This window comes from Novosphingobium sp. HNCC26BN242 (genome assembly GCF_057180525.1).
In genome coordinates this window covers 334901-360762 of record NZ_JBXUGM010000001.1, presented here as the reverse complement: position 1 = coordinate 360762, position 25862 = coordinate 334901, and the positions used below count along the sequence as shown (strand labels likewise).

Sequence of the window (25862 nt, the reverse complement as noted above, 5' to 3'; positions counted from 1 at the left end):
ATAATCGCGCAGCGTCTTGTCTGCGCAACATCCGCTCTTATGCTCTGATTCAGGCCTTCTTCTGCAAGGCCCAACGCATAAGGAGCGCATGGCCCGAAAACTCCCCCGCGTCCAAGATGAGGCGCATCACCGGCCCGATCAGCAACGCCTGGCGCAACAGCGCGCTGGAGCCGACAGGCGCGCAAGGGTGGAAGTCGAATTTGACGAACAGACCGTGCTGGGCGCGCTGTTTGGCCAGTTTGATACTAACCTTGTCCATATCGAGAACCGGCTGGGCGTTTACATTTCGGCGCGCGGCAACCGTGTCGTGATCGAAGGGCCGGACGATTCAGTCGCCCGCGCTCGCGAAGTGCTCAAAGGCATGCACCAGCGTTTGCTGTCCGGGCTGGACCTTGATTCAGGCGCCGTCGATTCGCTGATCGCGATGAGCGTGGAGCCAACGCTGGAGGGCATCATCACTGGCGCACCGGGCGGCGCTCCTCCGATCATGATCCGCACGCGCAAGAAGACCATTGTCCCGCGCTCTGCCACGCAGATCGAATATATGCGGGCGCTGGTCAGCAACGATGTGATCTTTGCGCTTGGGCCAGCGGGCACCGGCAAGACTTATGTCGCTGTGGCGCAAGCCGTGGCCCAACTGATGTCAGGATCGGTCCAGCGGCTGATCCTGTCGCGCCCGGCGGTTGAGGCGGGTGAGCGGTTGGGCTTTCTGCCCGGCGACATGAAGGAAAAGGTCGATCCCTATCTGCGCCCACTCTACGATGCGCTATATGATTGCATGCCGCCCGAACAGGTGGAACGCCGCATCGCCAGCGCAGAAATCGAAATCGCGCCAATAGCCTTCATGCGTGGGCGGACGCTCGCCGATGCGTTCGTTATCCTTGATGAAGCGCAGAACACTACGCCTGCCCAGATGAAGATGTTCCTCACCCGCTTTGGCCAGAACAGCCGCATGGTGGTGTGCGGCGACCCCAAGCAGGTCGACCTTCCGGGCGGCACGGCAGCCAGCGGACTAAACGATGCGGTGCAGCGGTTGGAAGGCGTGGAAGGCATCGCCACCGTGCGCTTCAACACCGCAGACGTGGTGCGCCACCCGATCGTGGGCCGGATTGTCGAGGCGTATGAAGGGAAGGATTCCTGATTTCGTGCGTATGGCCAGCATCCTTCGACGGGCTCAGGATGAGCGGGCTTCGACGGGCTCAGGATGAGCGGGCTTCGACGGGCACAGGTTGAGCGGGTCTCGCTTTGATTTTCTTTTTCCGCTCGTGCTGAGCTTGTCGAAGCACCCAAGCCAAGGCCTGCTTTATGACCGCACCCACACTAGAAATCGATATCGATCCCGTCTGGGGCGATGAAACCGATTGGGAGGCTCTCGCCAACCGCGCTGCGGAGGCTGCCGGCGAGATTGCCCCTGAACTCGCGCATGAAAACCTGCTGGTCAGCCTCGTGCTAGCCGACGACGATGACGTTCACACGCTGAACAAGCAGTGGCGCGCGAAGGACAAACCGACCAATGTGCTGTCGTTTCCCATGCTTTCGCGCGAAGAAGTGCTGCACGCTGCGGCCGACGAAGGCGCACCCGGTATGCTGGGCGACATGATCCTCGCCCATGGCGTCTGCACGCGCGAAGCGGCGGAAAAGGGCGTCTCGATGCAAGTCCACGCCACGCACCTGATCGTTCACGGCCTGCTGCATCTTGCAGGGTATGATCACGAACTGGGCGAGGCTGAGGCGGAGGAAATGGAGGAGTTGGAGCGGAAGACGCTTGCACTGATGGGCATTGCCGACCCATATGCAGTCGAAGATTGACCGCAAGGAGATTTGAGTAGTGCCCGAGGGCAATGAGTCCACTGGCGAAAGCCGGTCGGGAGACCCAGACAGTAGCAATCGCACGCTATGGCGTGCGATCAGAGCGTTCTTCAAAGGGCCGGACCACGACCAGTCCCTGCGCGCGCAGATCGAAGAAGCGATTGATGAGCATGAGGGCGACAAGCCCCATTCCGGCCCAAGCAACGGCGATCTGGTGCCGCTTGAACGCCAGATGCTGCGCAATCTGCTCCATTTCAGCGAACATGATGCCGATGACGTAGCGATCCCGCGCGGCGAGATAATTGCCGTTCCGGCCTCGGCAACCTTCGACGAAATCGTCGCCGCCTTTGCCGACAATGGCCACAGTCGCCTGCCGGTCTACGGCGAATCGCTCGACGAGATCATCGGCATGATCCACGTGAAGGACGTGTTCGTGATTGTTGCCGGCATGCTCCTGTCCAACAAGCCTGCGCCCAAGGACTGGACCAGCCTAATGCGCCAGCCATTGTTCGTGCCGCAGGCGCGGGGCGCGCTTGACGTATTGGCGGACATGCGCAGCAAGCGTACACATCTGGCTGTGGTTATCGACGAATACTCCGGCACGGATGGCATCATCACCATCGAAGACCTCGTCGAGGAAATCATCGGCGAGATTGAGGATGAGCATGATGATGCTCCGCAGGAACTGCTGCAACGCATTGATCCCGATACGTGGGATGCCGATGCTCGCGTCGAACTCGATGATGTTGCCGAAACGATCGATCCGCGTCTTGCCGAAGTGGAAGAAGACGTGGATACGCTCGGAGGGCTTGCAGTGGTATTGGCTGGCGAAGTTCCGAAAGTGGGGCGTGTTCTCGAACATGCCAGCGGTTGGCGGCTTGAAGTGACAGGGGGCGATGAACGCCGCCTAACCCGGCTACGGCTGCATGCTCCGCGCGCCACCACGGCGATTGAAGAATAGGACGATAAGATGATTCGCCGCCTTCCCCCTTTGCGATCGCTCGAGGCGTTCATTCGCGTCGTGCGCGCAGGGTCGGCCAAAACCGCCGCGGCAGAACTCGCGCTAAGCCCATCGGCTCTGTCACGCCGCCTTGGCGCGCTTGAAGATTTTATCGCCAAGCCGCTTTTTGAACGCAAACATCAGGCGCTGAAGCTGACCGAAGAGGGCCAGCAGCTTTATGATGCTGTGGCGCCCTTGATCGATGAGATGGCAGACCGGGTGGACCGCCTGATCGATACCGGCAAAGTCATGCGCCTGCGCCTTGGCGTGCTGCCGCTGTTCGGCAGCCAGCGCCTGTTCCCGCGATTGGGTGAATTGCGCCGCCTGCACCCGCAATTGCACATCGATATCGATTCGGGCCACGCCGCCGAAACCAAGCTGGGCGATACCATTGATGCGGCCATCGTCCTGTCCGAAGGGCCGGACGCTTCGCTCCATTCGGTCCGGCTCGATCACAACCGTGTACACGCGATCACGTCGGTCGCAATGGCCGAGGAACTGGGTGATCGGCCTGATATTGCCAAGCTTTCGAAACAGACGTTCCTTGTCCACAACGATTTGCCGATGAGTTTTGAGGCGTGGAAGAAAGCCCTCCACCTTGAAAAGCTGGAGCCAGCCGCCATCGACCACTTTGATTCAGGCCAGCTGATTCTTGAAGCCGCTGCGCAAGGCCTCGGCATCGCGATCATGCATGACGATCACTACACGCGCAGCCATGATTCCCGGCTTGCCCGGCTCTATGACATCGATGTCGACAGCCCCTATTCCTACTGGTTCGTCTGCCGCCCCCGCGCCTTGCAATCACGCCCGGTGCGGCTGTTCCACGAATGGATGCTCAAAGCCGGGCTCTGATTTTCGCTGATTGACTGCTTGAGCTGGCTTTTATACTGGCCCACTTGCCCCGGAACTGAACGCGCGCAAGCCGCGCTTGCGCTGCCAGGCTGCAAAGTTTCCGCCTGCAACAACCGTCAGTCCCGGATGGCATGGCAGGTTGTAAACATAGGCCTGCGCCATGACCCAGCCCCTGCCTGTGACCCGCACCCTGATAGCGCGGCGCACATATTCCGACCGTCCGCGATTGCGCGGATTGTACGTTTCATAGGTATCAAGGGACCTCAAATGACGCGCCGAAAATCGTGGTCCGCTACGATATAGGCGCCCCGCAACTCTACCACGGCCTGCACATAGCACCGGATACCAGCCATCGGCGCACCGCGCCGCGCGCAAGGCTCCGCGAACCGTTGCTCGCAAGCCGCCCTCCATCAGAGGCAGCATGGTGCGGTTTACCGGATTGTCGTGATCCTCGCTGAGCGTTCCGTAGAAAAAGAACCACGTTCGGTGCATGGCCGCGTTCTGGCTGGCGTCAGTGGTGGCAAGCCAGCGCTTCGACCACGTCTTCGAGCCGGGCCGGATCACCCACGGCGATTACATGGCCGTCCGATCCAGCGTGAAGCGGATCGCCGTTCCAATCCGCCATCGTTCCCCCTGCCCCTTCAACGATAGGAACGAGCGCGGCCCAATCATGCAGCTTCAGGCCCGCTTCGCACACCACATCAAGCTGCCCGGTGGCCAGCATGGCGTAGTTATAGCAATCACCACCCATCACCATGCGCTTGTGATCGGTCTTCGCCGCAAGGCCCATGAAGTGCGCACCATCATGGTCGTCAAAATAATGCGGCCCGGTGGTTGCCAGCGTGGCATCAGACAGATCACGGCAAAGGCGCGTGCGCACCGGGTTGCCGTTCAGCGTCGTGGGTTTGCCCATCGCCCCAACCCAGCGTTCACCGGTGATCGGCTGATCGAGCACGCCGAGCACCGGAAACCCTTCCACCACCAGCGCAATCAGCGTGCCGAAGATTGGCCGACCGGCAAGGAAACCGGCCGTGCCATCAATCGGGTCGAGCACCCAGCTACGCCCTGATGAGCCTGCGGTCGATCCGAACTCTTCGCCGATCACCGTATCGCGCGGCACTTCTGCGGTAAGGATGCGGCGCATGGCTTCTTCGGCCTCACGATCCGCCAATGTTACCGGCGTAGCATCGCCTTTGCGCTCTGCCGCAACAGTGCGGAAATGCGGGCGGATGGCCGCAGCTGCCGCATCGGCGAGCCGCATGGCGATGGCGATATCCTGATCAAGCTTCATGGCACGGCTGTGCATCCCACCCTTGGCAAGGTCAACCCGAAGTGGATAAATTGCAGCATGGACAAGACGCCAACCACCAATTCAGACCGTAGTGACTTCAGACACAGATGCGACGGCTGATGATCCCTAGATCGTCACCAGTAACAATGGTGGGGGCACCTTCGCAGTGGCACGAAGCAGCAGGTGGAATGCGGATAGATTGCCCGGTGTAGATCGCGCCATCGCTTCACCCAATGCCACGCGCGACGGGCAGCCCATTTCCTACAGTCGCGCCCCGTCGGCCGATCTCGAACGCTGGATCGGTCGCTTTTATGTGACCATCGTCGATACACCAGCCGACCATCAGCTCGATTGCGGGCTGTTGAGCGATTTTGCCTGCATCCGCATTCAACTGCGCGGGCAGTGGCAGGCGAAAACCGCCGATGGGATCAAGACCGCTGATAACGCCGCGCTGCTGTTTGGCCCGCAATCGCACCGCATGCCGGTCAGCGTGGCGGGCAGCTTTACCAGCGTGGGCGCCTTTCTGCGGCCGGGCGTGTGCCATGCGCTGAACGGTCCGAAACTGGCGGATCTGGTCGACCGGCTTGAGCATTTTGCAGATATCGGCATTCCGGGCCAGCGCTGGCTGAGGATGTTCGATCCCCAAGGTTCGCCTGAAGACTGGGTGCAGTCGATGGAATATGAAATGCGCTGCCTGATTGCAGAACGCGCCGTGCGCGAGCCTGATCCGATCTCGGCGCGGTTTGAGGCCGCAGCCTTTTCCGATCCGACCATCAGCGTTGCCAAACTGGCCGAGGATTTCGGCGTGGAGCAGCGCCGCCTTGAACGCATCGTTCGTCGCGATTTTGGCATGGCACCCAAGCAAGTGCTGCGGCGTGCGCGCGCGCTGGATATGGCTAGCCACTTGCGCGGCGTGGCCGATCATGCCGAGGCCGAAGCGATTGCGCTGCGCTATTACGATCAGAGCCACCTGATCCGCGAATTCACCGAACTGTTCGGGATGAGCCCGCGCCAATTCGTTGAACGCCCGCAACCGCTGATGACATTGGGCCTGGAAACGCGGCAGGCGCGCAGGCTGGAAACGATCCGCAGGCTGGAGCCGGGCGAGGTCAAGCCTTGGGAATGATGACTGTTGCGCGTTCCGGGCCTGCCGCCTAGGCCAGCGCCATGGCAAAGGCTGACCGTCTCGAACGTCTCGACAAGCGCCGCTCCGAACTGGAAGCGGACTATCTGGCTGCGCTGATCGCCGCGCTGGAAGTAACGGCAGCGGGCAAATGGGGCCTGTTCGATCACAACGCCGACAAGATCATGCGCGCCGCCACCGCCCCGGTGATCGCAAATCTCACGGAATTGACGGACGAGATTGCCGAAGCACGCGAGCAATTGTTCATGGAACCGTTCGCGCTGCATGATGAATTCATGGCCGCGCGGGGAAAACCGCCCGCTAACGCTGTGGGTGAGCCAAAACAGGCGCGCGCATGGCTAGAGCGGTTGAGGTTGCCTTCGAAAGAATGAAACGCCAAGCGTAGCCTATCCCAAAACGCCGCTCACTTTCAGGCTGTCGAAGGGGGCACATACAGCGCTAAATGCTTCGACAAGCTCAGCATGAGCGGATTCTGGGTTGAAACTTGCCCCAAAACCCGCTCTTCCTGAGCCTGTCGAAGGACGCACTCACAACGTCTGATGTTTCGAGAGGCTCAGGCTGCGCGGGCTTTGGAAAGCGGGACTCCGGGCCTTCGCTACCTTAATCAAACAGGCTGGAAACCGAGCTTTCATCGGCAATGCGGCGCACGGCCTCACCGATCAGCGGGGCAATCGTCAGCACGCGGATGCGGTCGGACAATGTCGTTGCCTCGGTCGGCATGATCGTATCGGTGATCACCAGCTCCTTCAGCGCCGAATTGCTGACACGCGCCACTGCGCCGCCCGAAAGCACGCCGTGGCTGATGTAGGCTGAAACGCCAGCGGCCCCAGCATCCATCAGCGCTTGCGCGGCGTTGCAAAGTGTACCGCCCGAATCGATGATGTCATCGATCAGGATGCACATACGGCCTTTTACATCGCCGATGATGTTCATCACTTCGGACTGTCCAGGCCGGTCACGCCGCTTATCAACAATCGCCAGGGGCGCGTTGTTCAGCCGCTTGGCCAAAGACCGCGCGCGGACAACACCGCCCACGTCAGGCGATACGACCATCAATTCCTGCGTGCCATAACGCGTCTGGATATCTGCAGCCATCACGGGCGCGGCAAACAGGTTGTCTGTCGGGATGTCGAAGAAGCCCTGAATCTGCCCTGCGTGCAGATCGACTGCCAGCACGCGGTCGGCGCCCGCTTCGGTGATCAGGTTCGCCACCAGCTTGGCCGAAATCGGCGTGCGCGGACCCGGCTTGCGGTCCTGCCGGGCATAGCCGAAGTATGGCACCACCGCCGTGATCCGCTTGGCCGAGGCGCGGCGCAGCGCGTCGATGCAGATCAACAGTTCCATAAGGTTGTCGTTGGCGGGGTAGGCCGTGGACTGCACTACGAACACGTCTTCGCCGCGCACATTCTCGTGGATTTCCACGAAAACTTCTTCATCGGCAAAGCGGCGCACGCTGGCATCGGTCAGCGGAATTTCGAGATAGGCCGCAATGGCGCGGGCGAGCGGCAAGTTTGAGTTGCCAGCCATGATCTTCATGCGTGCGATTCCCTCGAATTCGATCCCCAAGCGGCCCTTAGCCCAAGATGACAGGTTTGCAACTCTTGCGGGCAATGGGCTTTGCCGCCTAGTGATTATCCTATGGCCGAAACACTCCGCATCACCCTCGCCCAGCTCAACCAGTCGGTTGGCGATCTTGCCGCCAATGCCGCGGCCATGCTCGCCGTGCGCGAAAAGGCTCGCGATGCCGATCTGATCGTCTTTCCCGAGCTGCAGCTGATAGGATACCCGCCCGAGGATTTGATCATGAAGCCCGCGCTGGTGGCGCGCGCAGCGGTGGAACTGGAAAAGCTGGCCAAGGTAACGGCAGATGGCGGCCCGGCCATGCTGGTCGGGTCGGTCTTCGTGCGCGATGGCGATTTGCACAATGGCGTTTCGCTGCTTGATGGCGGAAGCATCGTGGCCACGCGCTTCAAGTATGAACTGCCCAATTACGGCACCTTCGATGAAAAGCGCTACTTCATGCCCGGCCCCTTGCCCGAACCGGTGCTGTTCAAGGGCGCGATGCTGGGCCTGCCGATCTGCGAGGACATCTGGCACCCCGATGTCTGCCGCCATCTGGCAGAGCAAGGCGCGGAAATCTTCATTTGCGTCAACGGCAGCCCATATGAGATCGACAAGGACGTGCTCCGCATCGATGGCGTGGCCAAGCGCCGAGCGATCGATACCGGCATCCCCTTGGCCTACGTGAACCGCGTGGGCGGGCAGGACGAGCTGGTTTTTGATGGTGCCAGTTTCGTCGTCGGTCCCGAAGGCGCGCTGTGGGTGCAGATGCCCGATTGGGAGGAATCCATCGTCTCTACGGTCTGGACTCAAACCGCGCGCGGCTCAGGCTCGCGCTGGCGGTGTGAGGCGGGCGAAGTCCACGATCTGGCCGAACATCCCGAGGACATCTACTGCGCCATGGTTCTGGCCCTGCGCGATTATGTGAACAAGAACCGCTTCTCGGGCGTGGTGCTCGGCCTTTCGGGCGGCATCGATTCGGCCATCTGCGCGGCCATTGCGGTCGATGCGCTGGGCGCGGATCGCGTGTGGTGCGTGATGATGCCCAGCCGCTATACCAGCACGGAAAGCCTTGAGGACGCCGAAGGCTGCGCCAATATGCTCGGCGTGCGGCTTGATACCGTGCCTATTTCCCCCGCTGTCGATGCCTTCGATGGCATGCTCGCCCCGGTCTTTGTCGGCAAACAGCCCGACCTTGCCGAAGAGAATATCCAGTCACGCATCCGCGGCGTCACGCTGATGGCGTTGTCGAACAAGTTCGGCCCGATGCTGGTCACCACTGGCAACAAGAGCGAGATGAGCGTGGGCTACGCCACGATCTATGGCGACATGAACGGCGGCTACAACCCGCTAAAGGATGCCTACAAGACCACCGTCTTTGCCGTGTCCGAATGGCGCAATCACAATCGCCCCAAGATCGGCCTCGGACCTGATGGCCCGGTGATGCCACAGCGCATCATCACCAAGCCACCCAGCGCCGAACTGCGCCCGGACCAGAAAGATTCGGATTCGCTGCCACCCTATGATGTGCTTGACGCGATCCTGCTGGGGCTGGTGGAAAACGAGAAGAGCGTCGATCAAGTCGTTGCCGAGGGGCACGACCGCGCCACCGTGGTCCGCGTGGAACGTCTCCTCCACCTTGCCGAATACAAGCGCCGTCAAGCTCCTCCGGGCGTGAAGCTGGGCGCGCGCAACTATGGCCGTGACCGGCGCTATCCGATCACTCACAGCTTCCGCACGGGCTGACCTATTTGCGAACGATTCTCATTGACGCATCGGAGCGCCTGACTTAGCTTGCGAATCGTTCGCAACAAAGGATGCGCCATGCCTGCTCAAAACCCGCCCAGCGAAACCTCCGCCCGCTTCTCGTCCATGATCGAAAGCATGGCCCGCCCCCACGATGTGCGCGGCCTTTCGCTCAAAGGCCTGCACATGGTCATGGCCATGCGCCTGTGCGCCCTGTTCGATGCAGCAGGGCAAGACCCGGTGCCCGATCTTGCGCGCCGCTATCGCAGCATCGAAGCTGCTTTTGCAGTCCACGGCCTTGTCCAAACGATCAAGCAGGTCTGGCCAGAACCGTTTTTGGTCAATCGCCCCTGCTGCCACGCGATGACCCCGGATGAAGTGACGCTGGCGGCCCTCGCCCGCACAACCCGCGCCGGAAACCGCGATGCCTTCACCGCCGCCATAGCCGGATTCGTCCGCGCCGAACGCCACGAAGCGCTTTACAACGCCACGATCCACGCGGTGGCTCTCCTGCCATAAGCGCCCGCCCTTCCCCTGGAACGCCGCCCGCGCTAGGGCGGCAGGCATGACCACGGTAACCCGCTTCGCACCCTCACCCACCGGCAAACTCCACGTGGGCAACGTCCGCACCGCGCTGCACAACTGGCTGCTGGCCAAGAAGAGCGGCGGCAAATTCCTGCTGCGCATCGACGATACCGATGCAGAGCGCAGCCGCGAAGAACACGTCGACGCCATCCGCGCCGATCTGGCATGGCTGGGCCTTGATTATGACGGCGAAGAACGCCAGTCCCTGCGCACCGACCTCTACGAGCGTGAATTCCAGCGCCTTGTCGAAGCAGGCCGCATCTACCGCGCCTATGAAACCGCGCAGGAACTCGATCTCAAGCGCAAAGTCCTGCTCGGCCGTGGCCTGCCGCCGATCTATGATCGCTCAGCGCTCAAGCTGACCGAGGCCGACCATGCCACCAAGGCCACCGCCGGCGAACGTCCCCACTGGCGCTTCCTGCTCGATCACGATCAGCCGATCACCTGGGACGATGGCATTCGCGGGCCGCAAAGCTTCGACCCACGCCAGATGTCCGATCCGGTCATTCGCCGCGCCGATGGCTCATGGCTCTACATGCTGCCTTCCGCGATTGACGACATCGCCATGGGCATCACAGATGTGCTGCGCGGCGAAGACCACGTGTCGAACACCGCCACGCAGATCCAGATGTTCACCGCATTGGGTGCAACGCCCCCACGCTTCGCCCACGAAGCGCTGCTGACCGGCAGCGAAGGCAAGCTCTCCAAGCGCCTCGGCGCACTCGGCATGGCTGATTTCCGCGAACAGGGCATTGAACCCGAAGCCATCGTCACGCTATTGGCGCGCCTCGGCACATCCGATCCGGTTGACCCCTCGCTTGATGCCACCGCGCTGGCCGCCAGTTTCGATCTGTCCCGCTTCGGTCGTGCACCAGCCCGCTTTGACGAAGCCGACCTGCATCGCGTCAACGCCCAGATCGTCCATCGCCTACCCTACGCCCGCGTCGCGCATCTTCTGCCGCAAGGCATGGGCGAGGCCGCTTGGGACGTAATCCGCGCCAATGTCGCCCATATCAACGAGGCGAACGACTGGTGGCAGGTGCTCACCGGCCCGGTCACCCCGCCCGCGTTTGATGACGAGACGCGCGCATTCCTTGCGCAAGCGGCGCAGGCTGCAACCACGCTGGATTGGAAGACCGATCCATGGCGCGCACTCACTTCGGCGCTCAAGGACAGCACTGGCCGCAAGGGCAAGGCCCTGTTCTTGCCCCTGCGTCAGGCTCTCACCGGGCAGGACCACGGCCCCGAAATGGCCGCCCTGCTCCCCCTGATCGCGCAGGATGAAGCCGTGCGGCGGCTGTCCGCTTAAGGCCCCCCACCCCACCTCAACTGCGTCCCCGCGCAGGCGGGGACCTCGTGCCTGTTACAAAGCTTCTCGTAAACGGCCCGAGGCCTCCGCCTGCGCGAGGGGGCAAAGCGTCGAAGGACGCAACAAGCAAAAGGGGCGGCAGCCCATCGGCCCCGCCCCTTCAACTCAAACGCTAAAACCTGTTCAGGCAGCGACGATCTTCGCTTCCTGAATGACGCCCGGCGTCTTCGGCGGCTCACCCTTGGGCAGCGCGTCCACGTGTTCCATGCCGCTCTCGACCACACCCCACACGGTGTACTGCTTGTCGAGGAAACGCGCATCGTCAAAGCAGATGAAGAACTGGCTGTTGGCCGAATGCGGCGCGCTGGTGCGGGCCATCGAGCATACGCCGCGCACATGCGGTTCGGCGTTGAATTCGGCCTTCAGGTCAGGCTTGCTCGACCCGCCCATGCCGGTACCATCGGGGCAGCCGCCCTGCGCCATGAAGCCGGGGATCACGCGGTGGAACTTCACGCCGTTGTAAAAACCTTCACCCACCAGTTCCTTGATCCGGTCCACGTGGCCGGGGGCAAGATCGGGGCGCAGCTTGATCACAACGTCACCGGTTTCGAGTGTCAGTACGAGATTTTCGTCAGCCATTTGTCGCAGTCCTTGTTGTCTTGCAGGCCGATATAGTGGTTCGCGAAATAAAGTCACGCATAGCTCGCCCGAGCGGTTGCAATTGACGCCTCAGTGGGTAACCCCGCCCTTATGCAGCGCGACGAAGACATCATCGAAACCCTGCTCCCCGAAGCGGCCACCGACGCGCCGACAGCAGAACCTGTCCGCAACGCTGAAAGCCTGGACGAGGAATACAATACCCTGCGCCCCGGCTTCGTGCGCAAGGTGGTCGATGCGCTGGAATCAGGTGACGACGAGAAAGTCTACAACCTCGTCGAACCGCTGCACCCGGCAGACATCGCCGACCTTTTCGAACTGATCGACCAGCAGGACCGTGTCTTTCTGGCGCGCGCCATTTCGGATTTGCTCAGCGGCGAAGTGATCGCCGAACTCAACGATTATGTGCGCGAATACCTCGTCGAGGAGCTGGAACCCGAAGAGGTTGCCGAACTTGCCGAGCAGATGGAGACGGATGACGCCGTCGCCCTGATCGAGGACATGGACGAGGAGGACCAGCAGGCCGTCCTCGCCGAGATGGAGCCGGAAGACCGCGCCGCCATCGAATCCGCGCTGTCCTACCCCGAAGAAACCGCCGGCCGCTTGATGAGCCGCGATCTGATCGCCGTGCCCGAAGCGATGACCGTGGGCGATCTGATCGATTACATGCGCCGTGACGACAACCTTCCCACCGAATTCTGGGAAGTGTTCATCGTCGATCCCAAGCACCACCCCATCGGCACCTGCAGCCTGTCATGGATCTTGCGCGCCCCGCGCAGCATCCCGCTGGCCGATGTGATGAAGCGCGATCAGACCTTGATCCCCGTCAGCATGGATCAGGAAGAAGTCGCGCTGCGCTTCCAGAAATACGCGCTGATTTCTGCCGCCGTGGTGGACGAAAGCGGCCGTCTGGTCGGCCAGATCACCGTCGACGATATCGTCCACATCATTCAGGAAGAGGCGAGCGAGGATATCCTGCGCCTGTCGGGCGCAGGCGATGGTGACATCAACGAGCCGATCCTGCTCACCGTGCGCACCCGCCTGACCTGGCTGGTGGTGAACCTTGGCACCGCCATGCTCGCCGCATCGGTCGTCGGCATGTTTCAGGGCGCGATTGCCCGGTTTGCGCTGCTGGCGGTGCTGATGCCGATCGTTTCGGGCATGGGCGGCAATGCGGGTACGCAGACGCTGGCCGTGGTCGTGCGCGCGCTGGCCACCAATCAGCTGACCAGTTCCAATACCGTGCGCATGATCCTGCGCGAACTGCGCATCGCGGCCACCAATGGCTCTGCACTGGGCCTGCTGGTCGGTAGCGCCACCGCGATCCTGTTTTCCAACCCATTGCTGGGCGCGGTGATCGGCACAGCCATGGTCATCAACAATCTGGTCGCAGGCCTTGCCGGAATCCTTGTGCCCGTTACGCTCGACCGGCTGAAAGTGGACCCGGCTGTCTCATCTGCCGTATTCGTGACCATGGCCACCGATGTCATGGGCTTCTTCTCGTTCCTCGGCCTTGCGGTGTTGAGCGGGCTGACGGGTTAGCATTCGGGTGCTTCGCCCTTCGGCAAGCTCAGGATGAGCTCAGCATGAGCGGAAATTGGAGCTGTGCCTCACCCCACCCCGCTCGTCCTGAGCCTGTCGAAGGACGCAGAACCCACCCCACCCCGCTCGTCCTGAGCCTGTCGAAGGACGCTGGCGCAACGCAAGATGCTTCGACAAGCTCAGCATGAGCGGACAATATTCGGATTTCAGGATCACCCATGCCCCTCAACATGACCAAAGTCGCCTACGGAGCCCAATCGCTGGCAGAAATCCACGAATGGTTTTCTGCCGAAGGCCGCAGGGGCGGCGCGAAATACGCCTACCTCACCACCCGCAACCGCCCCAAGCGCGCCGAAGAAATGATCGGCGGCTCGCTCTACTGGATCCACAAACACCAGCTCGTCGCCCGCTCCGAAATCGTCGGCTTCGAAGAAGCCGAAGGCGGCTACACCAACATCGTGGTCAGCACCAAACTGATCGACGTCCACCCCAAACCCAAACGCGCCCACCAGGGCTGGCGCTATCTCGAACCCGCCGACGCCCCCGCCGATCTGGCCGAGGGCGAAACTGGCGAAGTCCTGCCAGCGCAGATTGCGTCTGATCTGGCGAAGCTGGGGTTGGTTTAGGACGCGAATGCCGTGACGATACCTTTCGCGCATTGAACGACGGCCCATCTTGGGGCATGATCAGGCCATGGAGATGTCGTCATGTTGAAGGTTTCGTTTGCTCAGGTCGATGAGACCTATTTGCGCAGCAAGGTCGAAAATGGCTTTTACAGCAGCGTATCCGAAGCGATCCGCGACATGGTGCGCAAGCAGCGTGAGCGCGAACAGTCGAGTTTGCTAGCCGCACTGGAAGCTGGCGAACAGGCAATCCGTGACGGGCAGGTGTTCGACTACGATGCCGCAGCTTTTGAAAGCGCAGTAAGCCGTGGCGTAAAGGCGGCACAGGTTCCTGATGTCGGACCGCAATAAGCCCCGTCTGAAAATCACCACTCCGGCCCTTGCCGACATCGAGGATATCGCCGCTTACACCGTCAGCCAATGGGGAGAGGCGCAGGCACGGACATATCTTGCCCGGATCGACCAGACTATTCTCGCAATTGCCGATCAGCCGGAATCTGGCACACCCCGCTTTGGTGTTCCCGCCGCGATAAAAGGCCAAAAGGCCGGTTCCCACGTTGTCTTTTACCGGCTCGAAAGGCATGCCACGCTCTACATTCTGCGCATCCTGCACGAGAGCATGGATCACGGACGGCATTTGGGTAGCGAAGGATCCGTCAAATAATAACAAACCAGCTCGACGAATATCAGGCCCTGCGCCATGCAGCCGAGCAACTGATGGACGTCCACCCCAAACCCAAACGCGCCCACCAAGGCTGGCGCTATCTGGAACCAGATGATGCGCCTGTGGACCTTGGCGAAGGCGAGACGGGTGAAGTGGATTGCATCGGATCTGGCGAAGTTAGGGTTGGTTTGATCGACCATCTGCGGTCGCCCGACTTGCCGTAATTATAATGACGTTGTATATACCATGTCATTACCGCAATGGAGCTGCGATCATGGCGAAGGAAGCCGTCTTCACGATGAAGCTGGAAGCCGATCTGCGGGCGGATTTCATTGCTGAAACAGATGCCCTGCATCGCCCCGCTTCACAGGTCGTGCGCGAATTGATGCGCGAATTTGTCGAACGGCAGCGCCTGAAACGCGAACACAGCGCCTTTGTCGAACGCAAGGTGGAGTTGGCCCGCACTTCGATGCAAGCGGGCGAAGGCTTCGACAATGACGAGATTGAAGCAGAATTCGCCAACCGCCGCGCGCGCGTTACTCATCAGGCGTGAAAGTTCGCTGGACGCCAGAAGCGCGCCAAGACCGCGCCGATATCTGGGACTATCTTTCGCAGCACGACATTACCGCCGCCGTCAGGATCGATGACCAGTTCGGCACCGCCGTTGCTCGGCTTGCCGATTACCCGATGCTGGGCCACGAAGGCGAAGTGCCCGGAACCCGAGAACTCACGCCGCACCCAAGTTACCGCTTGGTCTATGAGATCTACGGCGACACCATCTGGATTCTCACCATCGTTCACACCAAACGCCAATGGCCGCCGCTGCGCGATTGAACTAAATGGATCTGGCGAAGTGGGGCTGGCAAATAAAATCAACAAACGGTATATTTGGCTTTATATGGTGTCCGAAACATCGAAAGATCAGTTGCCCAACCGCGTTAGAGAGTGGCGAAAACGTCGTGGACTGACGTTGCAAGAGCCCGCGCCGATAATAGGATTCGCGTTTGCCAGCTTGAGCCGCATTGAAAAAGGACAGCGCGACCTTAATCAAAAATGGATGGAGGCAATTGGAGCTGCATTTGATTGCTCACCTGAAGATTTACTTTCGGTTGAAATGGGAGGTCTTACAGATGATGAACGTAGTGCTATCGAAACTTTGAGGCGTGTGCCTGAAGCCAGCCAAGCGATGTTGTACGCAGCAATAAATAGCCAAAAAAAGCTTTAACCCGCCGCCTCGCGCGCCAGCACCTTGCGTATCAGATTGGCATAAACCTCCGGCTCCTGCGCGCCCGGTACGATCAGCTTGCCGTTGATCAGCACGGCAGGAACGCCAGATACGTTCAGGTCCCAAGCCTGCCGCTCACCCGCTATCACCGTGGCTTCGATCTCCACATCGATCATGGCCTGCAAAGCACCTATGCGCGGCAGGCCCACGCTTTGCGCCACATCGGCCAGCACTTCCGGGTCCGCCACATTGCGCCGCGCCTGAAAGTGCGCGTCGAACAGTGCGCGCTTTAGCCGCACCTGCTGCTCCGGCCCGAAATCGCGCAAGGTCCACGTCAGCAGCCGGTGCGCCAGCCGCGTGTTCCACATCATTGCGGGCGGTGCCTCACCTGCTCCGGTGTAGTCGAATGAATACCCCGCACGGTTCCCCGCCTGCCGCAACGTATCGCGCACCCCAGCCGATTGCTCTGGCGTGCGACCATACTTGCGCTGGATGTGCGCCGCCTGCTCCTCGCCCTCCTCGGGCATATCTGGGTTCAACTCGAACGGGTGGAACCGCACCATAGCGTCCACCTCTCCCGCCATTCCGGCTAGTGCCCGATCCAGCTGGTTCAGCCCGATCACGCACCACGGGCACATCACGTCCGACCAGATATCGAGCATGACTTTGGCGGGCGCGCTCACTGCTCCAGCCACCACTTCAGCAAGTGGTGCGCCACGGCGAACGGCGGTGGCGCAATGAACGCCCCGTCCTCTTCGCCCCGCGCCAATGCATCCATCGCATATTGCACCTCTTCGCGCGTGAACCAGCGCGCATCGTCCAGTTCGGTCGTGTCGATGGTGATCTCGCGCTGCGTCGTGAACGCATGGCATGCGATCATCAGCGAGGACGGGAACGGCCAGGGCTGGCTCGCCACATAGTTGACCGCGTCCACCTTGACGCCCGCCTCCTCCATGATCTCGCGCCGCACCGCATCCTCCAGCCCCTCGCCCGGCTCCACAAAGCCCGCGAGCGCCGAATAGCGCCGCGCCGGAAAGCGCGGCTGGCGGCCCAGCAGCAACTCGCCCTCGCACTCCACCGTCATGATCGTGACAGGATCAACGCGCGGGAAGTGCTCGGCCTTGCACGCATCATTGGTGCAGGTCCGCTGCCAACCGCCCTTGCGCAGGACTGTGGCCGAACCACATCGCGCACAGAACCGATGCCGCGCGTGCCAGTCCACCAGACTGCGCGCGCCGCCATAGATCGAAAGATCAGCGGGCGAGAGCATGCCCATCGCCCCCCAGAGCCGAGGGTTGGGCGGAGCCACGCTGCCGATGATCGCAGGCGTCACTTGCGCAAAGCAGCCGCGCCCATCCTCGCCCAGCCCCAGAAACACCAGTTCTGCCTCAGGATCGGCATCGGCCAGCGTGCCCCAATCCAGCCCGCCATCGGGCGCGATCACGGGGTCGATCCCATCGAGCTTCAGCAGCCGCGCGCGCCAGTTCATCAGATCGGCCAGCCGGTCCGCATCGGCGCGGATATGGTCCGCGCGGTCGATCATCCCGCCGGCAAAAGCAATCGTCGTCGTATCCATCACGCTGCTGCCTTCATTCCTGTAACATCGGCCAGCACGGCCTGAGCAAATTCCCTGTGCACCGGATAGGCCTCTGACGGCATGTACTGCGTATAGCACCCCGCCCGCAGCCCCACGCGGAAGTTGACGAAGCCAACGGTCCCCGCCGCGCCTGCCCAGCCATACGTGCCGGTGTCCTCACCCAGCCCAACAGAGCCGCCCGCGCCAAAGCCGTTGCCCTTGATGAACGCCTTCGAAAGGTCCGTCCCCACCGGCAGCAGATTGCTCGTCCCCAGCCGCACCGCCGCCTCGCTCATTACCTGCCGCCCGTCGATTGTGCCAAAGCCGAGCAGCATCCGCTGAAACCGGTCATAATCACGCGGAGACGACACCAGCCCCGCCCCGCCGAACGGATAGGGCGGCTGATCCAGATAGATCGAATTGCGGCCCGGATCGACCGGCAGCAGCATCCCGCCCACCGCCGCATAATTGGTCGTCATGCGCCCCACTTCGCCTTCCGGCACGCGGAACCACGTGGATGTCATGCCGCAGGGGCCAAACACTCGCTCGGCCAGAAAAGCATCGAACGGCTTGCCCGATGCCACCTCGATCACGCGGCCCATCAGGTCCAGCCCGGTCGAATAGCTCCACACCGTTCCCGGCTCATAGACCAACGGCATCGTGGCCAGCACATCGGCAAATTCGGCAAGGCTGCCCAGCGGCTTGAACCCGGCCATCCCCGGCATCGGCAACCGACTGGCCTGCCCCGGCACCAGCCCGGCCTTGATGAAAGCGGCGGCAATCGGCCCTTTCTGCACGATCGAATAGCCCAGCCCCGCCGTATGCGTCAGCAGGTGCCGCACGGTGATTTGCGTCTTGGCCGGGCGCAGATCGGTAATCGATCCATCGGGCGCGGTCTGCACCATCATCTTGCCGAACGCAGGCAGCAGATCGGCAATCGGCTGGTCCAGCCGCAGCTTCCCTTCATCCACCAGCATCATCGCGGCCATGCCAGTGATCGGCTTGGTCATCGAATAGATGCGAAACAGGCTGTCCATGTCCACTGGCTGCTCAGAGCCCTTGGCCAGCGTCCCGCGCGCAATATCCAGCGGCGCTTCGGCAGCGCCCCAGCCCATCGCTGCGATCATCCCCGGCAGCTTGCCCGCCGAAACATAGCCATCCAGCATCCGCGCGACAGCCGGAAACCGCGTTTCTGCCGCCGCCGATGCCCAAACCGTGCGCGGCAGGAACGCCGTGCCGCCCAGCGCGCCAATTGAACCCAGCAAACCCCTGCGCGAAATCTTCATGCGCTGCATCTCTCAGCCGTTCCTCTCAGCAATGGCCATCCTCGCCGCCTTGGCAAAGACGGTGGGCAGCCCGGCAGCTTCGATGTCTTCCACCGGCCACCACTCTCCGCCTTCATGACTAACCGCTTCTGATGACAGGCAAAGCATCAATTGCAATTCAAGATCGAAATGCGTGAAAGAATGCCGCACCACGCCGCCACTGTGCCACTCCCCATCCAAAGCCGCCGCGCCATCCCCCTTGGCCGACCAGCCATCATCAGGCAGCGCACGCATCCCGCCCAGCATCCCGCGTCCGGGCCGCGTCACGAGCAGAACCCGGCTCTCCAGTTCAATCCAGTAAGCGCGCCCCTGCCGCACCGGCTTGGCCTTCTTCGCGGCCTTCACCGGCAAGCGTTCAGGCGCGCCCTCCGCCTTCCCCCGGCATTGCGACCGCAACGGACACAGCATGCATCGGGGAGACCGAGAGGTGCAGATCGTCGCCCCCAGATCCATCATCGCTTGGGCAAAGTCCCCGGAGCGCCCGTCCGGTGTCACCTGCCCCGCCGCAAAACGGATCGCACTGCGCCCGGCAGGCAAAGGCTCGTCGATGGCAAACAGCCGCGCCACCACCCGCTCGACATTGGCATCCACCACCACCGCGCGCCGTCCAAAGGCAATCGCCGCCACGGCTGCCGCCGTATACTCACCCAGTCCCGGCAGTGCGCGAAGGCCCTCTTCAGTATCGGGAAAAGCCCCGCCCAGCTCTGCCACCGCCCGCGCACAGGCCAGCAGATTGCGCGCGCGGGCATAGTAACCTAGCCCCGCCCAGGCGGCCATCACATCGGCATCATCTGCTGCAGCAAGATCGCCCACTGTCGGCCAGCGCTCGGTGAACTTCGCAAAGTATGGTCCCACCGCTGCCACCGTGGTCTGCTGCAGCATCACTTCCGAAAGCCACACCTTGTATGGGTCCTGCCGCGCTTCTCCGGGCAACATGCGCCATGGCAACCTGCGCGCATGAACGTCATACCAATCCAGTAACACGGGCGCGACGGCCTTGGGATCGAACTTGGCGGTGGCTTCCTCTCTGGCTTGCATCGCCCACCTATGGCATGGCGCATGGCGATATGAAAACCACCCCTTCTGACGCGGACAAACCAAAGGCGCAAAAGGCCGGAAAGCCATCTGCCAAGCCTGCGCCAAAGCCCGCGCTTAAGCCTTTTGAACGCCCGCGCGGTGGCGAAGCGCGCCAGATCGCCGATCTGATGCCTGCCATCGGCCGCACCGCCTTCCGCCGTTTCGGATTCGTGCAATCCAGCGTCGTCACGCGCTGGCCGGAAATCGTGGGCGATCGCAATGCGCGCAATTGCATGCCCGAATCCATCCGCTTTCCGCCGGGCGAAAAGTCCGAAGGCATTCTGCAACTCGTCGTCAGCCCCGCCCACGCGCCGATGATCCAGCACGTGATCCCCGAAATCATTGATCGGGTGAACCGCTTCTTCGGCTACAATGCCGTGGTCAAGGTCAAGATCCGGCAAGGCGCGGTTCAGGCGCCAAAGCCGAAAGGAGAGCCGCGCACCGCGCCGCCCTCGCTCAAACCGATCCCCATGGAACTGGGGGATTCCTTGCGCGATATCGGCGATCCCGAACTGCGCACCGTGCTCGAATCACTGGCGCGCAGTCTGGAAACTGCAAGCAAGGGGACGAAACAGGGATGATCCGCAAATTTGCCACCTCAATACTGGCCCTTGCCGCCACGCTCACGCTGACCGGCGCAACCAAACCGGCGCGCCCCGCTGGCCCCACCCCAATCGCGACCGTTACGCCAGAAGGCCACCACCTGCTTGGCAATCCCAAGGCTCCGCTGCGTCTGATCGAATTTGTCAGCTACACTTGCCCGCATTGTTCGCAGTTCGAGGTGGAATCCGAAGCGCAGTTGAAGCTCGGCATGGTCGGGCCCAACAAGGGCGCGGTCGAAGTGCGCAATTTCGTGCGCGATCCGATCGACGTCACCGTTGCCCTGATCACCAATTGCGTGCCTGCCAACCGTTTCTTCACTCTGCACACTGCTTTCATGCGCAGCCAACCTCAGTGGATCACGCCACTCACCAAGGCAACGGCGGCACAGCGCCAGCGCTGGTCAACCGGTCCCTTCGCCAGCCGCACACGCGCCATCGCCGCTGACTTCAAATTTTACGAATTCATGGCCGCGCGTGGAATGGACCGCTCCACGTTGGACCGCTGCATCGCCAACGAAGCGCTCGCAGGCAAGCTGGCACAGCAAACAAACGACGCCGCAGAGAACCTTGGGGTCACCGGCACCCCCAGCTTCATGATCGACGGAATCCTGCTTGCCGGAACGCACAATTGGGATGCCCTGCGCCCGCAACTGATGGCCCGGATAAAGTAAACGCGCCCTGTCACAGCACTCTCTTCTACCCTCCCGCCTGTGGGAAGGGCCGGGGGAGGGCATGTTCCCACCAACACCTCCCCACCAACAAGCCGCTCGTCCCGATCTTGTCGAAGGACGCCAGCACTGCGCCAGATGCTTCGACAAGCTCAGCATGAGCGGATAGGGAAACATACCCCGCTCATCCTGAGCCTGTCGAAGGATCATCCTGAACCCGTCGAAGGATTGATCCACAAACCCACACTCCACACCCCTTCAAACCCCGCCAACAATCCGCTAGCGTTGAAGCCAGATCGCCAGAAACAGGAATATCCACCTGATGAAGTTCGCCCGCGCCCTCCTGCTTGCCGCCCTGCCCCTTACGCTCGGCCTCGCCGCTTGTGATAACAAGGACGCCGCCGCCAGTGGCGAAGTCGCCAGCAGCGAACCCATCGCCAAGATCCCTGCACCGGTTGGCAAATCGTGGACCGAAACCTTCACCACCACGCCCGAAGGCGGCTATGTGATCGGCAATCCTGATGCGCCGATAAAGGTCATGGAATTTGGCGCGCTATCCTGCTCGCACTGCGCGGAATTTTCGGAAAAGGGCTTCCCCAAACTGCGCGATGAATACATCGCTTCGGGCCGCGTCTCTTTCGAACTGCGCCTGTTCCTGCTGAACGCGCTCGATATGCCATCGGTCCTGCTGGCTACGTGCAGCGCGCCCGAAGCGGTCATTCCGCTGTCCGAACAGTTCTGGGGCTGGCAGCCGCAGATGTTCACCAACTTGCAGGCCAATGAAGCCGCCCTTCAGCAAGTGTCCACCCTTCCCCCGGAAAAGCGCTTTGGCGGCATCGCCCAGGTTTCGGGGATGAGCGAATTTTTCGCCTCGCGCGGCGTCGCCGCAGCGCAGGGCGCATCGTGCCTGGCCGATACGGCGCGCGCCACCAAACTTGCCGAAACGAACGAAAAGTGGAGCAAGGAGTTCGATATCACCGGCACGCCCACCTTCTTCATCAACGGCAACAAAACCGGCGTTGCCGATTGGGCAGCATTGGAACCCATGATCCAGAAGGCCGGGGCACGCTAAGGGCCTAGCGACCGCCGGGGGCCACAGGCATGCTGTTCAAGCGTTTGAAACTGTCCGGTTTCAAAAGCTTTGTGGAGCCTGCCGAACTGCGCATCGAACCGGGCCTTACCGGCGTGGTCGGCCCCAACGGCTGCGGCAAATCCAACCTGCTCGAAGCGATCCGCTGGGTCATGGGTGAAAGCTCGGCCCGGTCGATGCGTGGCGGCGGAATGGAAGACGTGATCTTCGCAGGCACCGCCACCCGCCCCGCCCGCGCTTTTGCCGAAGTCTTGCTGACGGCTGAAACCGATCCATCCGGCGCATTCGGCGGCGAACTGGAAGTCGTCCGCCGGATCGAACGCGGCGCAGGCAGCGCCTATCGCGTCAATGGCAGGGATGTGCGGGCCAAGGACGTCGCGCTCGTCTTTGCCGATGCTGCCACCGGCGCACACAGCCCGGCGCTGGTCAGCCAGGGCCGCATCGCTGCCGTCATTGCGGCCAAGCCTACCGAACGGCGCATGATGCTCGAAGAAGCCGCAGGCATCGCAGGGCTTCACGTGCGCCGCCGCGATGCCGAACAGAAGCTGCGCGCCACCGAAGTCAACGTCGCAAGGCTGGAAGATCTGCTTTCCGGCCTTGAAAACCAGATCAACACCTTGCGCCGTCAGGCCCGCGCGGCCGAACGCTACAAGGCCGTTAGCGAAAAGATCCGCCTGTCCGAAGCGCGCCTTGTCTTTGCTCGCTGGCGCGATGCTGCAGCCGCTGCCGATGCTGCGCGCAAACAGGCCACTGCCGCAGATGAAGCGGTAAGGGCCGCCGCACTCCTCGCCAATCAGGTGCAATCCGCCCAGCACAAAGCCGCCGCTGCGCTATCCGAAGCGCGCGATGAACTGTTTGATCGCAGGCAGGATGCTGCCGCCCACGGCCAACGCATGGCCTCGCTCACCGCGCAATTGGAAGCTGCCGAACAGCGGGTGCAGGACATTGACCGCCAACTTGCCCGGATCGAACAAGACCGCGCCAGCGCAGACAAGCTGACCGAAGACGCAGCCGCCGCGATGGCAAAGCTGGAACAAGACCTCACCGCCGCAGAAGTCGCATTGGCCGAAGACACAGCCCGCCGCCCCGTTCTCGCCGCCGCAGCCGACGATGCCGACCGCGCAGCCCGCGCCGCCGAACTGGCCTTGGCGCAGCGCGTGGCCGAACAAGCCGGGATCGATGCTGAATGGCGCGTGGCCGAAGCTGCCGTTGCGGCTGCGCGCCAGCGGCTTGCGCGGCTTGAGGCGGATGTTGCGCGCGTCGCTCAGCAGGCTGATGCTTTGGCGCGTGAACCTGATCCCGCAATGCAAATCGCTGATGCAGAAGCGAAAAGAGCGAATGCCTCTGCCGCAATCGCATCAGCCGAAGCCGAACTCGTCACTCTCACCAGTCAACGCGAGGCACTGTCGGCTGAGCGTGACGCGGCAGGCAATGCCCTCGCACAGGCCCGCGCCGAGCTTTCAGGTGTCGAACGTGAGGCTGACGCTTTGGCCCGCGACAAAGCGGCGCGCGAGAAAGCCCGCGCCGCGAAAGGTTTGGGCCAATCGGCCATCGCCGGAACCCGCGCGGCACCCGGCTATGAATGGGCGCTCGCCGCCGTTCTGGGCCGCGATGCCACAGCCCCGGTCGGCCCTGCCCCGGCAAATGCCGAAGGCCGCTTTTGGACCGGCGCGCAATCACCACAAGTGCTGCCAGATTCGCTCGCCCACTACGTCCCGCAATGCCCGCCCGAACTTTCCGCAAGGCTCGCGCTGGTCCGCGTGGCAGACAGCGATGATGGACAAGTCCTTCAACCGGGTGAGTGGTTGGTCACCAAAGTTGGACGGCTCAGAAGGTGGGATGGATTTGTCGCGCGCGGTGAAGGTGCAGCTGAAGCGGCAGCACTCGAAGCCGAAAATCGGCTGACCGAACTTGAGGCAATTTTGCCCGCGCGCCTAGCCGACGTTAGCGCCGCGCTAGCGGCACTTGAAGGCGTGCAACAGCGGCTAGGTGCCATCTCGGTGCATCTAGGTGCAGTTCAGAAATCCATCACGCAAGCCGCCGATTCCGAACGCGCAGCACTGCGGGCACTGGATGCTGCCGAGGCAGCACGAGCCCGGCTGGAGCAAAGAAAGGCTGAAATTTCAAGGACTCTGGCTGATCTTGCTGACCAGCGCGAAGCCGCACAGGGCGAACTTTCTGCCGCCGAAGACAAACGCAACACCCTGCCAGACCCCGCCGCAGGCCGCGCGGCGCTCGAAGCTGCCCGCGCGCGCAATGATGCCGCACGCACCTCCCTTCAAGCCGCCACCGCCGCAGCGGCCTCGCTCGATCAGAATATTGCCGTTGGAAAAGAAAGACTTGCAGGCATCCGCGGCGATATCCGTGCGTGGCAGGCCCGCGCCGGAGACGCCGCCAAGCGCCTTGCCGAAATGACCGGACGGCGCGAGGAATTGGACACCGAACGCGCAATTTCTGCTGAAAAACCAAAGGGTTTGATCGCAGAGTTGGAACAAGGTGAAAGCATCCGCACCCGCCTAGCCACCGATCTCGCCACTGCAGAAGCAGCGCTGGCCACAGCAGAAACAGCATCAAAACAATCAGATAGCGCCCTTTCCTCCGCCAACGAAGCCTTGGCTACCGCCCGCGAATCCCGCGCCGGCGCCACCGCCCGCGCCGAGAATGAAGACGCGCGGCGGCAGGAAATGGCTGGAATCTCGGGAGAAAGATTCCAATGCCCACCCCCGCTTCTGCCCGAACGCTTCGGCTTCGGCAGCGCCGAAGTGGGCAGCGCGGGCGAGGAATCCGCCGCGATGGACCGCCTGATGGCAGAGCGCGAACGCATCGGCCCGGTCAACCTCGTCGCCGCTGATGAACTCGCTGAAGTAGAAGAGCGCCATGGCACGAGCGTCGCCGAGCAGGCCGAACTTACCGAGGCTGTTCATAGACTTAGAGGTTCCATCGGCAACCTCAACCGCGAAGGCCGCGAGCGCCTGCGCGCCGCTTTCGAAGCGGTGGATGGCCACTTCCGCCAGTTGTTCTCGCGCCTGTTCGGCGGCGGCGAAGCGCACCTCGCGCTGGTGGACAGCGACGATCCGCTCGAAGCAGGCCTCGAAATCTTCGCACAGCCACCCGGTAAGCGCCTGCAATCCTTGACTCTTCTGTCCGGCGGTGAACAAGCGCTGACAGCAGTAGCGCTGATCTTCGCCCTTTTCCTCACCAACCCCGCCCCGATCTGCGTCCTCGACGAAGTCGACGCCCCGCTGGACGACGCCAACATCGAACGCTTTTGCGACCTCCTCGACGCCATGGTCGCGCAAACCAACACCCGCTACCTGATCGTCACCCACAACGCGGTGACAATGAGCCGCATGCACCGCCTGTTCGGCGTGACGATGGTGGAACGCGGCGTTTCGCGGTTGGTAAGCGTGGATCTGGGCGGTGCGGTGGAACTGCTGGAAGCGGCGGGTTGACAATTTTTGTAGTTACATTAATTATTGCGGCCTCAAACCATTTGCCCCTTGGCTTCCAAACCCAA

General features: G+C 62.1%; 28 protein-coding genes and 1 pseudogene. 21 read left to right on the top strand and 8 right to left on the bottom strand.

The features are described 5' to 3' along the window. Window positions 1-88: 88 nt before the first annotated feature. The 4 genes from AC2A1F_RS01740 (at window position 89) to AC2A1F_RS01725 (ending at window position 3661) form a co-directional block, all read left to right on the top strand. Window positions 89-1141, top strand: a complete 1053-nt coding sequence (locus tag AC2A1F_RS01740) for a PhoH family protein (protein WP_484207054.1) — start codon at window positions 89-91, stop codon at window positions 1139-1141. Between the two features lie 164 nt (window positions 1142-1305). Continuing rightward, window positions 1306-1809, top strand: a complete 504-nt coding sequence (gene ybeY / locus AC2A1F_RS01735) for an rRNA maturation RNase YbeY (protein WP_484207053.1) — start codon at window positions 1306-1308, stop codon at window positions 1807-1809. A gap of 19 nt (window positions 1810-1828) precedes the next feature. Beyond that, window positions 1829-2770, top strand: coding sequence for a hemolysin family protein (locus AC2A1F_RS01730; RefSeq protein WP_484207052.1), 942 nt, complete (start codon window positions 1829-1831; stop codon window positions 2768-2770). A gap of 9 nt (window positions 2771-2779) precedes the next feature. Further along, on the top strand, window positions 2780-3661 hold the full coding sequence (locus AC2A1F_RS01725) for a LysR substrate-binding domain-containing protein (RefSeq protein WP_484207051.1): 882 nt from the start codon (window positions 2780-2782) through the stop codon (window positions 3659-3661). Between the two features lie 30 nt (window positions 3662-3691). Here AC2A1F_RS01725 and AC2A1F_RS01720 read toward each other — a convergent pair whose 3' ends face one another. Continuing rightward, window positions 3692-4225 carry a gamma-glutamylcyclotransferase family protein gene (locus tag AC2A1F_RS01720; protein WP_484207050.1) on the bottom strand — a complete coding sequence of 178 codons (534 nt, stop codon included), beginning with the start codon at window positions 4223-4225 and terminating at the stop codon, window positions 3692-3694. Then, window positions 4173-4952: an inositol monophosphatase family protein gene (locus AC2A1F_RS01715; protein ID WP_484207049.1), complete on the bottom strand. Its 780-nt coding sequence runs from the start codon at window positions 4950-4952 to the stop codon at window positions 4173-4175. The genes AC2A1F_RS01720 and AC2A1F_RS01715 overlap by 53 nt, the downstream gene beginning before the upstream one ends. Before the next feature lie 199 nt (window positions 4953-5151). Between AC2A1F_RS01715 and AC2A1F_RS01710 the strand changes: the two genes are divergently transcribed. Together AC2A1F_RS01710 and AC2A1F_RS01705 are read left to right on the top strand one after the other, a co-directional pair. After that, window positions 5152-6078: a helix-turn-helix domain-containing protein gene (locus AC2A1F_RS01710; protein ID WP_484207048.1), complete on the top strand. Its 927-nt coding sequence runs from the start codon at window positions 5152-5154 to the stop codon at window positions 6076-6078. Between the two features lie 41 nt (window positions 6079-6119). Next, the gene (locus AC2A1F_RS01705) at window positions 6120-6467 is read left to right on the top strand and encodes a hypothetical protein (protein WP_484207047.1); all 348 of its coding nucleotides are present in this window, start codon (window positions 6120-6122) and stop codon (window positions 6465-6467) included. Between the two features lie 229 nt (window positions 6468-6696). Here AC2A1F_RS01705 and AC2A1F_RS01700 read toward each other — a convergent pair whose 3' ends face one another. After that, window positions 6697-7632, bottom strand: a complete 936-nt coding sequence (locus AC2A1F_RS01700; RefSeq protein WP_484207046.1) for a ribose-phosphate pyrophosphokinase — start codon at window positions 7630-7632, stop codon at window positions 6697-6699. Between the two features lie 102 nt (window positions 7633-7734). On the opposite strand from AC2A1F_RS01700, the gene AC2A1F_RS01695 reads away from it, so the two are divergent. From AC2A1F_RS01695 to gltX, 3 genes are all read left to right on the top strand, one after another. Continuing rightward, window positions 7735-9402, top strand: coding sequence for an NAD+ synthase (locus AC2A1F_RS01695; protein WP_484207045.1), 1668 nt, complete (start codon window positions 7735-7737; stop codon window positions 9400-9402). A gap of 78 nt (window positions 9403-9480) precedes the next feature. Next, a complete protein-coding gene (locus tag AC2A1F_RS01690; RefSeq protein WP_484207044.1) occupies window positions 9481-9921 on the top strand; it encodes a hypothetical protein in 441 nt (146 codons plus the stop codon). Between the two features lie 46 nt (window positions 9922-9967). Continuing rightward, window positions 9968-11296, top strand: a complete 1329-nt coding sequence (gene gltX / locus AC2A1F_RS01685; RefSeq protein WP_484207043.1) for a glutamate--tRNA ligase — start codon at window positions 9968-9970, stop codon at window positions 11294-11296. A 183-nt stretch (window positions 11297-11479) separates the two neighbouring features. Here the strand turns inward: gltX and AC2A1F_RS01680 are convergent, their stop codons facing one another. Beyond that, window positions 11480-11935 carry a peptidylprolyl isomerase gene (locus tag AC2A1F_RS01680; protein ID WP_484207042.1) on the bottom strand — a complete coding sequence of 152 codons (456 nt, stop codon included), beginning with the start codon at window positions 11933-11935 and terminating at the stop codon, window positions 11480-11482. Window positions 11936-12046: 111 nt separating this feature from the next. On the opposite strand from AC2A1F_RS01680, the gene mgtE reads away from it, so the two are divergent. From mgtE to AC2A1F_RS01640, 8 genes and pseudogenes are all read left to right on the top strand, one after another. Then, window positions 12047-13495 carry a magnesium transporter gene (gene mgtE / locus AC2A1F_RS01675; RefSeq protein WP_484207041.1) on the top strand — a complete coding sequence of 483 codons (1449 nt, stop codon included), beginning with the start codon at window positions 12047-12049 and terminating at the stop codon, window positions 13493-13495. A 218-nt stretch (window positions 13496-13713) separates the two neighbouring features. Continuing rightward, window positions 13714-14121, top strand: coding sequence for a DUF1489 domain-containing protein (locus tag AC2A1F_RS01670; RefSeq protein ID WP_484207040.1), 408 nt, complete (start codon window positions 13714-13716; stop codon window positions 14119-14121). 81 nt (window positions 14122-14202) lie between these two features. Then, window positions 14203-14469: a ribbon-helix-helix domain-containing protein gene (locus AC2A1F_RS01665; protein ID WP_484207039.1), complete on the top strand. Its 267-nt coding sequence runs from the start codon at window positions 14203-14205 to the stop codon at window positions 14467-14469. Then, window positions 14453-14782, top strand: coding sequence for a type II toxin-antitoxin system RelE/ParE family toxin (locus AC2A1F_RS01660; RefSeq protein ID WP_484207038.1), 330 nt, complete (start codon window positions 14453-14455; stop codon window positions 14780-14782). The genes AC2A1F_RS01665 and AC2A1F_RS01660 overlap by 17 nt, the downstream gene beginning before the upstream one ends. 41 nt (window positions 14783-14823) lie before the next feature. After that, window positions 14824-14974: pseudogene (locus AC2A1F_RS01655) on the top strand (DUF1489 family protein); the annotation flags it as partial. Window positions 14975-15056: 82 nt separating this feature from the next. Then, on the top strand, window positions 15057-15335 hold the full coding sequence (locus tag AC2A1F_RS01650) for an antitoxin of toxin-antitoxin stability system (RefSeq protein WP_484207037.1): 279 nt from the start codon (window positions 15057-15059) through the stop codon (window positions 15333-15335). Further along, window positions 15332-15616, top strand: a complete 285-nt coding sequence (locus tag AC2A1F_RS01645; protein ID WP_484207036.1) for a type II toxin-antitoxin system RelE/ParE family toxin — start codon at window positions 15332-15334, stop codon at window positions 15614-15616. The genes AC2A1F_RS01650 and AC2A1F_RS01645 overlap by 4 nt, the downstream gene beginning before the upstream one ends. A gap of 19 nt (window positions 15617-15635) precedes the next feature. Continuing rightward, window positions 15636-16007 carry a helix-turn-helix domain-containing protein gene (locus AC2A1F_RS01640; RefSeq protein ID WP_484207035.1) on the top strand — a complete coding sequence of 124 codons (372 nt, stop codon included), beginning with the start codon at window positions 15636-15638 and terminating at the stop codon, window positions 16005-16007. Here AC2A1F_RS01640 and AC2A1F_RS01635 read toward each other — a convergent pair. Genes AC2A1F_RS01635 through AC2A1F_RS01620 form a run of 4 tightly spaced genes read right to left on the bottom strand, consistent with a single transcriptional unit; the run spans window position 16004 to window position 19946 of the window. Further along, window positions 16004-16690: a DsbA family oxidoreductase gene (locus AC2A1F_RS01635; protein WP_484207034.1), complete on the bottom strand. Its 687-nt coding sequence runs from the start codon at window positions 16688-16690 to the stop codon at window positions 16004-16006. The genes AC2A1F_RS01640 and AC2A1F_RS01635 overlap by 4 nt on opposite strands. Continuing rightward, the gene (gene nudC, locus AC2A1F_RS01630; protein ID WP_484207033.1) at window positions 16687-17583 is read right to left on the bottom strand and encodes an NAD(+) diphosphatase; all 897 of its coding nucleotides are present in this window, start codon (window positions 17581-17583) and stop codon (window positions 16687-16689) included. The genes AC2A1F_RS01635 and nudC overlap by 4 nt, the downstream gene beginning before the upstream one ends. Then, a complete protein-coding gene (locus tag AC2A1F_RS01625; RefSeq protein ID WP_484207032.1) occupies window positions 17583-18878 on the bottom strand; it encodes a serine hydrolase domain-containing protein in 1296 nt (431 codons plus the stop codon). The genes nudC and AC2A1F_RS01625 overlap by 1 nt, the downstream gene beginning before the upstream one ends. 3 nt (window positions 18879-18881) lie before the next feature. After that, a complete protein-coding gene (locus AC2A1F_RS01620; protein WP_484207031.1) occupies window positions 18882-19946 on the bottom strand; it encodes an A/G-specific adenine glycosylase in 1065 nt (354 codons plus the stop codon). A 29-nt stretch (window positions 19947-19975) separates the two neighbouring features. Between AC2A1F_RS01620 and AC2A1F_RS01615 the strand changes: the two genes are divergently transcribed. The 4 genes from AC2A1F_RS01615 (at window position 19976) to smc (ending at window position 25797) form a co-directional block, all read left to right on the top strand. Continuing rightward, window positions 19976-20566 (top strand): DUF721 domain-containing protein, encoded by a 591-nt coding sequence (locus AC2A1F_RS01615; protein WP_484207030.1) that lies wholly within the window; start codon window positions 19976-19978, stop codon window positions 20564-20566. Further along, entirely contained in the window at window positions 20563-21258 is a 696-nt protein-coding gene (locus tag AC2A1F_RS01610) for a DsbA family protein (protein WP_484207029.1), read from the top strand. Before AC2A1F_RS01615 ends, AC2A1F_RS01610 begins: the two co-directional genes overlap by 4 nt. Before the next feature lie 319 nt (window positions 21259-21577). Next, window positions 21578-22327 carry a thioredoxin domain-containing protein gene (locus AC2A1F_RS01605; protein WP_484207028.1) on the top strand — a complete coding sequence of 250 codons (750 nt, stop codon included), beginning with the start codon at window positions 21578-21580 and terminating at the stop codon, window positions 22325-22327. Window positions 22328-22356: 29 nt separating this feature from the next. Then, window positions 22357-25797 carry a chromosome segregation protein SMC gene (gene smc / locus AC2A1F_RS01600; RefSeq protein ID WP_484207027.1) on the top strand — a complete coding sequence of 1147 codons (3441 nt, stop codon included), beginning with the start codon at window positions 22357-22359 and terminating at the stop codon, window positions 25795-25797. Window positions 25798-25862: the final 65 nt, after the last annotated feature.